This is a genomic window from Haloferula helveola, from assembly GCF_037076345.1.
Lineage (GTDB): Bacteria > Verrucomicrobiota > Verrucomicrobiia > Verrucomicrobiales > Akkermansiaceae > Haloferula > Haloferula helveola.
Genome location: NZ_AP024702.1, coordinates 1,543,184 through 1,557,155 on the forward strand (window position 1 = coordinate 1,543,184; position 13,972 = coordinate 1,557,155).

Below are 13,972 nucleotides of genomic sequence, written 5' to 3' on the forward strand. Positions count from 1 at the left end.
CTGCCGCCGCCCGGGAGGGAAGCCCGCTTCACGGCCGCCGTTTGCCCTTGCGACGCTTGGCCTTCTTCGCCGCCTTCGGTTCTGCGGGTGCCTTCTTCGCCGCCTTTGCCCGCACCACCTCGACACGCGACTCGGTATCGAAGAGCAACACCGAAAATGCCGTAGCCACCGGCACCGTCAGGAAGGCGAGCGGCATCGGCGCGACGCCGGAGCGGATGCAGATGGCGAGCGCGCCCGCGACAAGTCCGATCAGAACCACAGACAACCCGAGGCGCTTCAGCAGTCCTCCTTTGCCGAGCAGCGAGGCACCGATGAGCGAGAGTCCCAGAATCCCGAACAACTCGGCCATCTGGGACGGACGTGAGACCGCCGACTTGCCCACCGTCCGCGGAGCACCCCGCACCGCCGCGTCGACCCGCGGCATCCGCTCGGCCCACTGGCGGTCCGCCTTGTCGCCGAGCAAACGCTCGTCCGTGAAAAACACCGGCGCGTCCGCGTCGAGGAAGCCTTCGGGAATCTCGTCCGAAATCACGGTGGTTGCCGGAACAGCCTCGCGCTCGATCGGTCCGTCCGGGAGATCGACCCGGCCGCGGAAATCGATCGGGATCCTGGGGCCGTCGGAGCCCAGCCGGATGTCCTTGCCCATCCGCACCCGGACATCCTCTTCGGGCGATAGCCCGAGACGGGCGATCTCCAGGGCGAGCGGCAGCGAGAACACAACGCGGTCGGACCAACGGGCCAGCAGATAGGCGCGGTTCGCCTCTCCCTCTTCGGTTTCGATCCGCGTGAACCCCGCCCAAGACTCCTTGCCTCCGAATTCCGGAGCGATCCCACGGATACTGTTCACTACGGGAAGCTTCGTACCATCGCCATCGACTTCGCCGTAGGGCATCGATGCCCGGAGAAAGGGAGGCACCACCGGCTCCGGTGCCGTGCTGTCTTTCACCACGTAGCCGATCACCGCCCGGTCAAACCGGTCCATCGCCCTGCGCATCGTCTCGATCGCGAGCGTGTCGGGGCTTTCCCACTGCAGCGGATAGCCGAAGCCGACGTGGTCGAGTCCGGCGGCCTCGAGACGCGCCATCACCACCATCAGGTCCGACGGCGGAGGCGGCATCCGTTCGAAGTACTGGTCCGGGTTGTCATCGAGGTAGAACACCCGTGGCGGCTCGATCGCCGGTGGCGGCCCCAGCGTTTCGACACCCCATGGGTCTTCCACGCTGCCATTGCCTACCAGTTCGCCCGATTTGCCCGACAGGAAGCCGAACACGGCGCGGTCGGCGCGCTTCACCACATCCAGCGCGGGCCCCGTCGCCAGCACGAGCAGCCCCGCGCCGAGGGAAACCACGGCGGCTGTCAGTCGCGGATGGTCCACGCGGAGCACCCGGACACGGAAAACCGAAAGCCGGTCCGTGGAAAGCCGAACTTCAGGCAGGGAAGGCCGCCGCCTTCTCGAGCACGGGCGCCAGAAGTTCCTCGAACTCGGTGCCCTTGACCACCGCCGCCAGCTGACGCGCCCCGGCGGAAACGTGCTGGCGATACCAGTCGTCCCCGCGGTTCACGATGATGTTGCCGAAGGCCCCCATCGCCTGCATCAGGCGCTGGATCGCGCAGTCGCGGAACATGCTCTCGGCCGGCCGGTCCTCGGCCACGTCCTCCCACAAGTCCATCAGGCGCTCGCGTTCCTCTTCGGAGTGGTCGAGGTAGGGGTCGTGGATCAGCGAGGCGAGATCGTATTCCTGGCGGCCACGGCGCATCCCCTGGAAATCGATCCAGTATGCCTGTTCGTCCCTCAATAGGAAGTTCTGCGATTGGAAGTCTCGGTGAACGAGGTGTTTTGATACCCCGCCGAGACGTTCGGCGAGCGCCTCGAACTCCGGTGCTTCCCGTAGTTCGCGGGCGTGCATCCGCAGCAGTTCCTCCATCAGATGCTCGAAGAAATACTCCTGTTCCCAACGATACATCGCGGTATCGAAGGGCGGATTGAACTCCACGGTCTTGCCGGCACGGCAGTAGAAGAGCTTGTCGAGCTGCTCGAAGGCGGAGCGGTAGTAGGGCTCGCGGGTTTCCCACGGCGTGCCCTTCAGCGCGAGAAGGTCCTCGTCGCCGAGGTCCTCAACCAGCGCCACCCGCCACTTGAGGTTCTCATACATGATCGACGGCACATGGATCCCGGCCTTCTCGAGAAAATGGGAAACCGGCGGGTAGAAGTCGTTGTCGGCCCGCTCGTCGGTCCAGTGGATGCCGATGAACGGCTCGTATTCCTCGGTCTTCACCCGGACGATGGTGCGCCCGGAGGCCCCGCGTTTGATCGGCTCGAGCGTGACCTTGTCGGTCGGATCGAACTCCAGATACTGCCGGACCGTGGTGAGAATGGAATCAGCCGCCATGGCGCCGGGAGACATAGAACGCCGACCCCGCAGGGCAAGGGAAAACACCCGCCGGAGAGGGCGTGATTGCCAAGCCGGCCCGCGATCTGCCAGCTTGCCCACGATGAAGTTCCTGCTCCGGCTCGCCGCCATCGTGGCCCTCACCGGCATCGGCCGCTCGATGACCCTCGCCGAGGCCGCCGCGCAACTCGGCAGCGCGGATCCGGCCGAAGCCACCGAGGCGGAGAAAACGCTGATCCGCGGCGGCTGGGACTCGCTCGGGGAGCTGGAACGGCTGATCTTTTCCGACGTCCGGCGTGCCGCGGAGCGGGCGTCGCGCTGCCGGCTGTGGATCCGCTTCGGCGTCCACCACGGGATTCCCGAGGAATTGCGCAAGGAACTCCTCGACTACCGGAAACTCGATGACGACCAGCGGCGCCAGTTGATCGACCGGTTGGTCAAGGAGCCGTCGGTCGGTCCGGTGACATTCGCCTGCCTGCACAGCCGGGTCACCGAGGAGAACGTCGGCGACGCGGCCCTGAAGGTGATCGAGACCGGCTACGAAAAGAAGCAGCGGATGATCCCCTCGGATTTCAATCAGTACGATCCGCGGCTGCTGCTCGTGACGACCCGGGCGATGGTCGCGAACACGATCGCGCCGTACAAGGTCGAGCGGGGGCTCGATGACTACCGCCGCTGGCGCGAAATGGATCCTTCGATCCGAACTCTGCTGAACCGGGCCGGGGTGGTGTGGGAATACACCCATCTGAAGAAGCAAGACGACCTGATGGCCGCCTTGGCGTGGCTGCCGGAGATCCTCGACAAGCAGGGCCGCGAGCGGGCGGTCACCGATGTCCTGCGGTGGAGTCGTTCCCAGATCAAGGAGCTGTCCGACGTGCCGGACGGATCGATGCAGGGAGTCCTGATGATCACGCTCGAGGACAAGGACCTCGAGCAAGCCCGGGCAACGTATCGGACACTCCGGGAGCCCCATCCCGCCCTCGCGAAGGAACTGTCGCCGGATCTCCGGCACTTCGAGGTCGACTGGCTGATCAAGGAAGAGCGGATCCGCGAAGCATTCGATCTCGCCCGGAGAAGCGCGGCCGATGAGGAGCAACCGGGAACCCTGATGCAGGAGGTCGGCAACGGCACCCGCGAGCATCCCGAGCTGTGGCCCGACGGGCTGCCCGACCCCGCACGGCTGTCTCCCGAATTGAGGGCCGGGTTTCTCCGCGGCTACATGTCGGATGCCACCCGCCGCGATGAAGGAACTTGGTGGCAAGCTGTCGATCGCTACCACGAGCTGCTCGACCGCTCCCCGAATCCGGAAACCTGGATCATCGCGGCCGAGGAAGCGAAGATCCCCGGACTGTTTGTCCCCTACCTCGCCAGCAGCGGCGAACTCGACCGCGTTTTCGCCATCCTCAGGCAATGGAGTTCCGGCTACTTCACCACCGCCATCGGCCGCGTCCTCCGCAAGGATCCGGCGCTGGCCGCAAGGGTGCCTCTGGCGGATCTCCATCCGGGAATGCTGAGGGTCTTGCTCGAAGAGATGTGGGTTTGGTCGGACAGCGGCATTAACGAGATCCGGAACGTCGAGCGCCTCGCCCGGGAGTGGGAAAAGCAGGTGCCGAATCTGCTGACCGAAAGCACCAACCGCCGACTCATTCCGGTTCTCGCGATCCGGCTCTGGGATGCGGGCAAACGCGAGGAATGCCTCGCCAAGGTCGCCGGCAGCGACCTGCGCGACTTCGGCGCCCGATTCACCGCCCAGCTTCTCGACACGCTGACACCGGAGGAAGCTCTGGAATTGGCGAAGGCCGCCCCCTTGCCGGCCGGTACCGTCCGCGAATGCTTCGCCCTGGTTGCGAGCCCCGGCGATGAGAAATCCCGGAAGCGCCGCAGCCGGATGCTCGAACTGCTGGGCCGGGAACCGGAGTTGATGGACGCCCGCGACTGGGTCAGCGATCACCACACCCGCGAGTTCGCATTGAACCTCTGGATGGATGGCGACGACGAGGCCGCCCTGCGGGTCATCGAGTCCGCCTACTGGATCACCCGTAGGGAGTACCCGAAACAGTTGTGCATCCTGGCTGAGATTCTCGTGCTCGGCCGCAGTCCTGAGGAGCTGCTGAAGAAAACGACGGAGCACAAGGACCGCCCGCTCCATCGGGCCATCCTTTTGCGTGCGCTGGGTCGCGATGAGGAAGCACTCGAAGTGCTGGAAGCCGATCGCGATTCCCCTTTCCTGCCGACCCTGCTACTCGAACAAGGCCGCTACCGAGATGCCGTGCAGGCGGCCCAAAGGAGCCGGCCGATGAAGCGCGAGAACAGCGAATCGCTCGACGCCCGGATCGACTCCGCCGAGTTCGCGCGAATCCTCGAACTCGATCACGACGGCAAACGGGCCGAGGCCTTCGAGATCTGCGAGCGGCGCAGTCCTCCGGCGTGGGTCCGCCTGCTTGCGGGTTACCGGCTCGACGAAATGGCGCGTGAGGACAACTTCGAGTTCTTCTCCAGCCTCGCTGAAGATCTCGGCCGAGGGCCCGCGGCTCTGGGCACCCTCGAGGCCCGGGCCGTCGCTGCCGCCGGAGGCGAAGCCGCCATCGGCGATCAGGAATTCAAGAGCTACCTCCGGCTCGCGCTTTACGCACCCAACCGTGATAGGACCCGGGGAATCCTGACACGATGGGCCGAACTCCCGCCGAGCGAAGTCGAATCGATGATGCGCGGTGGCTTCATGATTCACGAACCGCTTGTCCGGACCCTCGCCGAGTTGGAGATGACGGAGCAGGCGGTGAACTACCTGAATGCCTACTTCGAACTCGGTGAAGCAAAGACGCCGGCGAAAGCGCGGGCCCCCGGCCGGTTCTGCGGGTGGTATCTCGGGGAGAACTGGAAAGAGCATCCGGTTCTCAAACTGATCGCACTGGAAGAACCGGGCCGGACCCTGACCGAGCACACCGTCTCGCTGGCCCGCCTGCGGCCGAGGGACGTGCGCACCGAAGATGTGGACCGACTCGTCGCACTGCTCGGCAAACACCGGGCTTCACTCACCGACGAAGATGTCCGCTCGGTGCTCTCGGCGTGGTGCCACAGACTCGCCAAAACCGACTTTCCCGAGGGATCGACATTCGACGCATCCATCGCCCGCTTTCGCGAGACCGTAACGCGCCGGTTGATCCACGGTGCCCGAACGGAGCCATTGAGAATCACCTTTGATCCGGCTCCGGGTAACAAGTCGGACCCGCGGGCGGAGGACTTCGAGCCCATCGACGGCGTAAAGCGGGTCCACGAGACTTGGGAGTCCGGGAAACAGGACGAAGCGCGAGTTTTGCTGCGCGACATCCTGATGCGTGTCCTGCTCGACCGGAACCTGCCGGAGAAGGACATGCGGGTGCACTTTTTCTACGATTTCAGCACGACCGGCTCGGGGGGCGACCGATCCGGCAACGAGCAGATCATTCTCGGCATTGGCCGCTGGAAACTTCCCCACGAATTGATCGGCGGCACCTGCAAGGCACTCGCGCGGACCCTCGATTACGAAGACTCGCAGTATCTCACCTTCCTAGAGTTCGCCGGGAAACCGGGGCTCGCGCTCAACCTCCATCGCAACCGGTGCGTGCTGGCACTCTGCCAGGACATGCGGGTCGACGCCCCACGCGCGGCCACCGCATACCGCCGGCTGGAGCTCAGGGATGCGATCCAGCGGGGTGACCGTGACGAGGTTCTGACGGGAGTCCGGAAGTTCATGATGGTCGATCCGTTCAGCCTCAACATCCCCTTGGAAGCCCGCGCGTGGTGTGTCGGGCTGGATGACCGCGAGGGTGCGGCGGATGTCGACCGGTCCGTCACACGTTTTTGGGAAGACCGGCTTCTGCTCGCGCCCGAGTTCACCCCCTACCGCGATGCGCTGAATCGTTGGCGGGCGCTGACCGCCGAACAGGACGGCGACTGACCGCCCGCCCCATCCCCCCACCGTTCCAAATCCCGAGCCGGCTTGCAATTCCCCCACCCTCCGGCGGCTGGATAGTCTCGTCACCGTATGAAACCGCTCCGACTTCTCCTGCTTCCTCTGGCCGCCGCTTTCACCGCTTGCGACCGTGAAATGCCGGACCCGGTTCCGGAGAGCGGAACGGAGCTCTCGGTCAGCGAACCGGCCAATACCGAGGTCAGTGCCTCTCCGAATGATGAGGAAACCGGGCAACCAACGGTCGCGGCACATTACGGATTCGCCCGGCACGTGCCTGAGGACGTGAGTTTCTACATGTCCGTCGCCGACACCCAAAGGATGGTCGACGGGTTGCTCGACGGCCTTCAACGCATCGGCTTCATCTATCAGGAGGAAGTCGTGGTCGGAGAAGGCGACGATGATGAGGGCGAGGCAGCCGACGAGGAGAGCCCGAAATTCGGACTCACTCCGGAGATGCGGAGCTATGTCGGCGACGAGGCGTTCCTCTTCGTCGGTGGCGAAGCTGGCGAACAGATCCGCGTGATCTCGCTGGCCGCCCAACTGGCGAATGCCGAACTGGCGGGCTACTGGACATCAGTGGTTCTGGGCTACCTCGGAGAGGAAGAACCGAGCCTCGATTTCAGCGAGTTCGACTCCGACGTCTCCGACGCGGTGATCGGGCCGATGGTCGACGCGCTGGAACAGGACGGGCGTGTGCGGATGCCGAGCATCGTGTTCGGCTGGCGCCCGGAGGCAGACAAGCTCGAGGCCTGTGTCGCAGGACTCGAAAAGGGAGTCGCTGCGATCGTCGCAAGCGAGGAACTCACGGCCGAGCCGATCAAGTTCGAGCGATCGGGCGTCTCGCTCAGCGGCTGGACTTTTGCGGACCTCCGCAAGGTCGGCGAGGACATGAAGAAGGAACTCGAGAAGGAGCTCGAAGAGAATCGCGCCGAACTCTTGCAGCAGTTTCATGAGGCGCCGATTCCCTACGAACGCATGCAGAGCCTGATCGACGCGGTGTCCGACTTCGAACTCACGGTCGCCTACGGAAGCGTGGACGGCTACGCCTTGGCCTACATCGGCAACGGGGCCGAGGGATTCCAGCTCGCCGAATCTCCGGTGCGCTCGCTTGCGGCGTCCGACGCGCTCTCTTGGTCGACCGGCATCGGAGATCCCGACGTCATCGCTGCCCTGTATCTCTCCGAAGCGGCCGTCCGCTCGACCTTGCCACTCGATGACAGCTCCGCCTCATGGCGGGCCGCCGCCAAGGAACTCGGCGACCCCCTCGAGGATCCCGAGACCCTTCGCGCGCTCTTTCTGTCGGTCGCCGATCTGGAGGAAAAACTGGCAGCCCGCGACTGCAGCGCATGGTCGGGTCTGATCCTGAAGGACGGCGGCTACCGGATCGAATCCCGTGGCGGCAAGGCCGATCCCGGACTCGATTACGACGCCCCGCTCGCCTTGACCGGCTGTGACTTCTCGGAGGCCACCTTCTTCCGGGCTCACTGGGCACAGAGTCGGGCGCGGAACGAACTCGAATGGCGGGAAACCGAGGCGCTCGGACTGATCGCCGAGATCATCTACGATGAAGCCCGTAGAAAGTGGCCCGAAGCGATCGATGACGCGAGCCACGTGATGGCCCGTCGGGCGATGGATGAGATCCGCGACCTGAGCCGAATCTACCGGGATGAATTCCGCGCCGGCATCGGCGACGAGATCGCGGTGGTTGCCGATCTCCGCGGCCCCCTGCCTTCTTGGTCGGACGAGGTGAAGGAGAAGGCCGAACGCGCGAAGATCCCGCGACTCGCCGTCGCACGAACGGTCACTGACCGCTCGAAGCTCGCCGGCGCCGGGCAGGCAACGATGGATCTCGCCCAGGAAGGCATCCGTGAGTGGACCGGGAGTCCTGACTTCGAGCTGCCCCCGCCCGCATCGATCAAGTCGGACGGCCTGACCACCTGGCACTACCCTCTATTCGAAGGGGAGTCCGACTTCCTGCCGGGTATCTCGGTCGGTGACCGGATCTGGATCGCCGGAACTTCTCGGCAACTCGCCGCCGACTTCGCGGCACCGGCTTCATCCGGAGCCCCCAATGTCCCGCTCACCGGCCTGCGCCTCGAACTCGACTTCCGGGAACTCTGGAAATGGATCGCCGACATGAACGAAGAGTTCGGGGAAGAAGCCGAAGCCCTCGCTAAGGACAGCGCCCCTCCGATGGGACAGGAAGCCCTCGAAACGATGAAACAGGCGGACATCGATGGCGTGGCCGCCGAATTCACTCGCATTGAGCGCCTGACGTATGGCCACTGGATGGAGGATGACGCTTCCCGGACGAGCATCCACCTCCACATCCGGCCCCGGCCGGAGGATGAATCCGACCGCTGACCCGTTCCTCCATGCGCCCTCCCTCGCTCCCGATCGTTTTCGCAATGCTGCTGGCTTTGCCGGCATGCAAACGCAGCGAAACACCGACCGCGCAGCAGCCCGGAGACGCAGCGGCACCGGCACCCGAGAACCTCACCATCGAGGTCCGTGTCGCGGATGGCATCCTTGCGGAGCCCTACACCGGGCGAGTCTACGTCCAGATCACCCCGGCAACCGATGAACAACCGCCGGAGCCCCGACTGGCCAATCGATGGGTTCACCCGCCGATGATCCTCGCCGAGGACGTCGAGGATTGGACCGGATCGACACTCGACTTTCACGACGCCGAACTCTCGTTCCCCGGTCCGGCTTCGGAACTCGAACCGGGAGAATACCGTGCCCAGGCGTTCATTCGCCTGAATCGCTTTTCCGCGGATCCGGGTTGGGGAGACGGCGATGCGGTCAGCCCGCCGGTCACCTTCTCCTGCGAAGAAGGGCAGGAGTTCGGCTTCGACCTCGTCATCGATCGCGAGGTCTCGGTTCCCCCGCCTGAGGAGACCGAGCGGATCAAATGGTTCGAGCAGCGCTCCGAGCTGCTGTCCGACTTCCACGGCTTCGACTACCCGATGCAGGCCGGCATCAAGCTCCCGGCGGATTGGGATCCGGACCGCTCAGGCGACTACCCGGTGCTGGTTTTCATCGGCGGCTTCAGCGATGACCACATCGGATCGATCCGGCAGTTGGAGAAGTTCGGGGAACTGCTCGACAAGGTCGTGGTCATCTCTCCGAACGGCCGCAACTTCCGCGGCCACAGTGTTTTCGCCGACTCGGACTCGATCGGCCCGTGGGGCACCGCGCTCATGACCGAACTGCTTCCCGCGATCGACCGCCGCTTCGGCTTGGCCGGTGATTCCAAGCGCTTCGTCACGGGCATCTCGTCCGGCGGCTGGGCCAGCATCTGGCTGCAGATCCAGTGGCCCGACTCGTTCCAACACGCGTGGTCCTACGTCCCCGACCCGGTCGACTTCACCGACTTCCAGCAGATCGATCTCTACCGTGAGGGAGACAACTTCTTCACCCAGCGCGACGGATCCCGCCGCCCGGTCGGACGCTTCGGAGAGCAGCGGCTCTGGTATGACGACTTCGTGCACCATGAGGACGTGCTCGGCCCCGGCATGCAGATCCATTCCTTCGAGGCGACCTTCAGCCCTCGCGGAGACGACGGAAAACCGATGCCGCTCTTCGATCGCGAAAGCGGCGAGATCGACATGGCGGTCGCGGATGCCTTCAAGCGGTTCGATGTCAGCCTCTACCTGAAACAGCACTGGACCGAGCTCGCTCCGAAGCTGGAAGGGAAGCTCACCGTGAAAGCCGGTGGGCAGGACAACTTCTACCTCGAAGGCGCCGTGGGGCGCCTGCGTGAAACGATGGCGGAGCTTGGATCCGATGCGGACATCGAGGTCGTCGAAGGACTTCCTCACACCTTCCACCCGCCAACGGTCATGGAGATGGTGAAGACCCTCAACGAGACTCGAGAGGACTGACCGGCTGGCGGCGGAAGAGCGTCACGACACCCAGCCACATCCAGAGGTAGATGCCGAGAAACGCTACCCGCTGGAACAGCCCGTGGAGTTCGAAACGCGTGCACCACGCTCCCGCCACGGCAATCCCGAGACACACCGCGGTTCCGAGCCGCCAGCGGGCACCGAATGGAAGCAGGATGCCAAGGGCGATCGCCGCAAGCATCGCTCCCATGCCAGCGCGGATACCGATGTAGTGGCCGGTGTTGCTCTCGAATGCGGCGACTGTTTCCCACGCCGATCCGCGCCGGGGCGAAGCATGGCCGCGGAGCCCTCGATAGATCTCCAACATCTCGCCCTTGAAGCGCTGCCAAGAGCTTTCGTCCATCCGGCTTTGCAGCTCTTCGATACTCACCTCCGGCGGTTTGACGGGAAACGCGGCGACCTCGACCAACTTCAGAGCCGCGTAGCCGAGCAGCAGCGTCATCAGCCACGCGATCAGCCCCGCCCCCCGGCTCCGGCCGAAGACCTTCAGCGAGACCGCCGCCAGAACGATCGCAAAGCCATACATGCAGCCGACGAATATCGGCCAGGCCGGACTACGATAGGCATAGTCACTCACCCAGTTCCGCCACGGACTGAAGATCTCCCCGGTCAGATGGTTCCAGACCGCGCCGGCACTCCAAACGTGCCCGAGCACGAACACCGCGAGCATCACGACCAGCAGTCCGGCGAGAACGTATCCGCCGACGCTGAGTCCGCCGTGGCGCCGCTCCGTCATCCTTGGGTTGACGCCGTCAGCCAGCGCGCTTCTTTCAAGGGTGATGAAATTCCTCGCCCCTCTCCTGCTCCTGCCATCCGCGACCTTCGCCGCACTCGTCGAGAAAGACGTCGATTACAGCCACGGCGAAGCCACCCTCGAAGGTTTCCATGTCTATGACGACGCCACCGAGGGCAAGCGGCCGGGTGTGCTGATCATCCACCAGTGGACGGGACTGACCGACTACGAGAAGTCCCGTGCCCGCCAGCTCGCCGCGATGGGCTACAACGTCTTCGCCGCCGACATCTACGGCAAAGGGATCCGTCCCCAGCCGCCGGAGTCCGGAAAGTTCGCCGGCAAATACAAGGGCGACCGGGAACTCTACCGGGGTCGCCTGCTTGCCGGGCTCGAGGTCCTGAAAAGCGATGAGCGGACGAGCGCGGAACACATCGCCGCGATCGGCTACTGCTTTGGCGGTACCGGTGTGCTCGAACTGGCGCGTTCCGGGGCCGACATCGCCGGCGTGGTGTCGTTTCACGGAGGTCTGTCCGCAGCCGACGGCATGGCGGCGAAGCCGGGCACGCTGAAGGCGCGGGTCCTCGTCTGTCACGGTGCGGATGACCCGCACGTGCCCGCCGACGAGGTTGCAGCGTTCCAGCAGGAGATGCGCGACGCCGGGGCCGACTGGCAATTCGTCGCCTACGGCAATGCCGTGCACGCCTTCACCCAAAAGATGGCGGGCGACGACCCATCGAAAGGCGCGGCCTACAACGAGGCGGCTGACGAGAGGTCTTGGGAGGACATGAAGCAGTTCTTCGCCGAGATCCTAAAGTAGCGCAGCCCGGACCACCGATTCCACTTGCGCGGCGGGTTTTCCTCGGTCCCTTGCCGGGGTGAAAAAGAAATTCTTTCCCCTCTTCGCCCTGATGGCCGCCTGCAATTTGCAGGCTGAGGACAAACAGATCGAGAAGCCGCAGTACGTCGACGAGGCTCCCCTTCCGGTCGATTGGCCGGAGCCGGGACCTTACAACGAGGTCAGCGAGAAAACCTATCCGGCGTACCGCGCCGCCTTCACCGATGGCAAGGGGGAGACGAGCTCATTCTGGACGCTTTTCCTCCACATCAAGAAGAACAACATCCCGATGACGGCACCGGTCGAGATGCCGATGGAGGAGAACGACGAGAAACTCAGCCGCGCCGGCATGGCCTTCCTCTACCAAAACGGAAAGGTCGGAGCGCCGGGCAAGGACGGCGTGAAAGTCGAAGTCCGGGACGTGGCCGCCACCAAGGCGCTGAGCTACGCTTGGCAGGGCGACGATTCGAAAAAGCTGATCGCGGAAGCCCGCACCCAGTTGGAGGCCGAGCTGGAGAAGAGGGATCTCGAACCCGAAGGCTTCCGCCTGCTCGGTTACAATGGTCCCGGCACCCCGCGCGACGAGCGAACTTGGGAGCTGCAAGCACTCATCGAGTGACCCGCGGTCACTTCTTTTCCATTCCCGGAGGCAGCCAGTCCTTCTCCATCGGCTCGATGATGGGAGCCTTTTCCTCGCCGGGTGTCTCGGCGCCCGGCTCGGTGACGCCGGCGACGCCGGTCACCTTGGACGCCTGGGCTTCGATCTTCTGACGGACCGCCGCTTCCGGCATGTCGCCGACGAAGCGGTCAACCTCCTCGCCATCGATGTACATTCGGACATCGGGGATCGAGCTGACATTGAGGGACGAAGCGAGCGCCTTCTTCTCGTCGATGTTGACCTTCACCAGCGAGACCTTTCCTCCCAGTGAATGGCTGATGCGCTCGAGCTTCGGACCGAGGGAGCGGCAAGGTCCGCACCAGTCGGCGTAGAAGTCGACCACCACCACTTGGCCCGACTGGGATATCTGCTGATCAAAATCCGCATCGCCGGTTCCTTGCGCGGTGCCGGTCGAGCTCTCTGACTTCAGAGCCTCCAGCACCTTCTCACAACCACTGGTCGCGAAGGCGACCAACCCGAATAGCAATAGCGGAATTCTCATGGAGATGGATGGGGCGACGGATCCGCAGGGCGGACTTTGAGGATGCCCGACTCGTCGGCGGCCCGGCTCATCCCCTCGACGGGCGGTCGCCAGCCTTTGCCGAAGCGCTTCACCAAGCCGGCGAGATAGCGTTGGATGGTCTCCTCGACCTGCTGTCGGTTGGCGGGGCCCTTCATCGTCCCCAAGCGGCGGCCCGCAGCGTAGAAATTGAGTTGCCCGGAGAAGTTCTTGGTTTCGACCTGCTGGGCGTCCGACAGCTCCGGTCGACTCGCTACCACCAGTTCCGCAAAACCGACCTGATTGCCGAACACCTGCTCCTTCTCAATGTCAGCGAGGATCGCCTTGAGCGCGGCCGTGTTCGGGTCGCCGTCGACCATCATGTTGACAACGACCAGCTGGTTCTCGGCCGCGATGACCTCCTCAAAGGTGCGGGCATTCAGCTCGGCCGAGCCCGCGTCCTTTTTCCACAGCTTGGAAAAATCGATCGAAAACCCCGCGACGATCGCACCGCCGAGAACAAGCAGCGTCACCAGACGCGTGATCCAAGCAGCACGGATTTCGTCGTTCACCTCGCCAGGAACATACCAAGCCCGGCCGCTTGGGAAAGATTTGTTTCACCTTTCCTAACTAACAGCAATTGCCCTGTCGTCTTCGACCCGTGTGGGGGCCGTCGAGTGACGGAAATGCTTACTCGCCGTCGGCGGTCGCCTTGATATCGCTGAGCGCCGCGATGAAATCTCCGAGAATCTCGGCTGGAACCATGATCGTGTCCCGATTGCCACTGACATCCTCGGTAATTTTCACCACCTTGCCCCGGGCGTTTTCCTTCAGATCGAGAAAGAACGTCTTCCGATCCGCCAGAATCTTCTCCGTGTGCAGCAGGTCGTTATTATGCACCTTTCCTCCTTTCCATGGAATCTGTCCGGAGGATCCCCCGGCAATTTTGAAAGTCAAGCCGCCTCTGAGTCCCCTCCGTGTCACCAAAAGCACCCTA

General features: G+C 64.1%; 11 protein-coding genes. 5 read left to right on the top strand and 6 right to left on the bottom strand.

Features of this window, described 5'->3' with window-relative positions; translation table 11 throughout:
* Window positions 1-28: 28 nt before the first annotated feature.
* Window positions 29-1,384 (bottom strand): hypothetical protein, encoded by a 1,356-nt coding sequence (locus HAHE_RS05460; protein ID WP_338689241.1) that lies wholly within the window; start codon window positions 1,382-1,384, stop codon window positions 29-31.
* Window positions 1,385-1,427: 43 nt separating this feature from the next.
* On the bottom strand, window positions 1,428-2,390 hold the full coding sequence (locus HAHE_RS05465; protein WP_338689243.1) for a phosphotransferase: 963 nt from the start codon (window positions 2,388-2,390) through the stop codon (window positions 1,428-1,430).
* 103 nt (window positions 2,391-2,493) lie between these two features.
* Between HAHE_RS05465 and HAHE_RS05470 the strand changes: the two genes are divergently transcribed.
* From HAHE_RS05470 to HAHE_RS05480, 3 genes are all read left to right on the top strand, one after another.
* The gene (locus HAHE_RS05470) at window positions 2,494-6,327 is read left to right on the top strand and encodes a hypothetical protein (protein ID WP_338689244.1); all 3,834 of its coding nucleotides are present in this window, start codon (window positions 2,494-2,496) and stop codon (window positions 6,325-6,327) included.
* An 87-nt stretch (window positions 6,328-6,414) separates the two neighbouring features.
* On the top strand, window positions 6,415-8,706 hold the full coding sequence (locus tag HAHE_RS05475; protein ID WP_338689246.1) for a hypothetical protein: 2,292 nt from the start codon (window positions 6,415-6,417) through the stop codon (window positions 8,704-8,706).
* A gap of 11 nt (window positions 8,707-8,717) precedes the next feature.
* Entirely contained in the window at window positions 8,718-10,229 is a 1,512-nt protein-coding gene (locus HAHE_RS05480; RefSeq protein ID WP_338689247.1) for an alpha/beta hydrolase-fold protein, read from the top strand.
* Here HAHE_RS05480 and HAHE_RS05485 read toward each other — a convergent pair.
* A complete protein-coding gene (locus tag HAHE_RS05485; protein ID WP_338689249.1) occupies window positions 10,207-10,986 on the bottom strand; it encodes a hypothetical protein in 780 nt (259 codons plus the stop codon). The genes HAHE_RS05480 and HAHE_RS05485 overlap by 23 nt on opposite strands.
* A 43-nt stretch (window positions 10,987-11,029) precedes the next feature.
* Between HAHE_RS05485 and HAHE_RS05490 the strand changes: the two genes are divergently transcribed.
* Both HAHE_RS05490 and HAHE_RS05495 read left to right on the top strand, forming a co-directional pair.
* Window positions 11,030-11,800, top strand: a complete 771-nt coding sequence (locus HAHE_RS05490; RefSeq protein ID WP_338689250.1) for a dienelactone hydrolase family protein — start codon at window positions 11,030-11,032, stop codon at window positions 11,798-11,800.
* 58 nt (window positions 11,801-11,858) lie between these two features.
* Window positions 11,859-12,437: a heme-binding protein gene (locus HAHE_RS05495; protein WP_338689252.1), complete on the top strand. Its 579-nt coding sequence runs from the start codon at window positions 11,859-11,861 to the stop codon at window positions 12,435-12,437.
* A gap of 7 nt (window positions 12,438-12,444) precedes the next feature.
* On the opposite strand, the gene trxA is transcribed toward HAHE_RS05495, so the two are convergent.
* The 3 genes from trxA to HAHE_RS05510 all read right to left on the bottom strand — a co-directional run bounded on the left by trxA (window position 12,445) and on the right by HAHE_RS05510 (window position 13,932).
* The gene (gene trxA / locus HAHE_RS05500) at window positions 12,445-12,978 is read right to left on the bottom strand and encodes a thioredoxin (protein WP_338689254.1); all 534 of its coding nucleotides are present in this window, start codon (window positions 12,976-12,978) and stop codon (window positions 12,445-12,447) included.
* The gene (locus HAHE_RS05505) at window positions 12,975-13,547 is read right to left on the bottom strand and encodes a hypothetical protein (protein ID WP_338689256.1); all 573 of its coding nucleotides are present in this window, start codon (window positions 13,545-13,547) and stop codon (window positions 12,975-12,977) included. Before HAHE_RS05505 ends, trxA begins: the two co-directional genes overlap by 4 nt.
* Window positions 13,548-13,665: 118 nt before the next feature.
* Window positions 13,666-13,932: an RNA-binding protein gene (locus tag HAHE_RS05510; RefSeq protein ID WP_338689257.1), complete on the bottom strand. Its 267-nt coding sequence runs from the start codon at window positions 13,930-13,932 to the stop codon at window positions 13,666-13,668.
* Window positions 13,933-13,972 lie beyond the last annotated feature (40 nt).